This window comes from Vibrio sp. 03_296 (assembly GCF_002265885.1).
Genome location: NZ_NPKW01000749.1, coordinates 1 through 564 on the forward strand (window position 1 = coordinate 1; position 564 = coordinate 564).

Annotated in this window: 2 pseudogenes; both read right to left on the minus strand. The window is 48.8% G+C overall.

Annotated elements, in window-relative coordinates:
* A pseudogene (gene potE, locus CIK04_RS27620) lies at positions 1 to 137 on the minus strand (putrescine-ornithine antiporter); the annotation flags it as partial.
* 65 nt (positions 138 to 202) lie between these two features.
* A pseudogene (locus tag CIK04_RS27625) lies at positions 203 to 564 on the minus strand (ornithine decarboxylase); the annotation flags it as partial.

Consider the following 564-nt stretch of genomic DNA (forward strand, 5'->3'; position numbering starts at 1 on the left):
ATCAGCCAAGATAGAATCGAAATCGTGCCTACTTGCGCTAACTTACTTGGCAACATGATGATGCCCGAGCCAGCCATGTTAATGAATGTCAGAATGGTTAGCTGCACCACCGACATTTTTTTGGTTTCAGTACTCATAAATTATTCTCCACGAATAAACGGTTCGCACCGCGACAACCAAGTCACGATGCGAACGGGGTAGATTAATCTTTAAGGGCGTAGCAATGGGCGGTGGTGCGGCCATTGACGTCTTCTAGGTAGACACCTTGAATCTCTGGTGCGAAGCCTGGGAATCGGTTGATGCCTTCTTCTAGAGATAAGAAGTAATCGACCACTTGTTGCGTACCAGATTTCGCCCGTGATCACACAGATAATGCCTGGAGGGTAAGGAAGCGCACCTTCTGCAGCGACACGACCGACCGCTTCTTTCAGCGGCAAGTAATCACACTCGCCGCGGAAGTATTTGCGTGTTGCCACATCCGTTTGTGCACCATGGTTGGGAAGTATTCGCTGCGGAACATCGCTTTTTGTAGCTGTTTCACGTTCAGCTCTTTGTACATGTCAT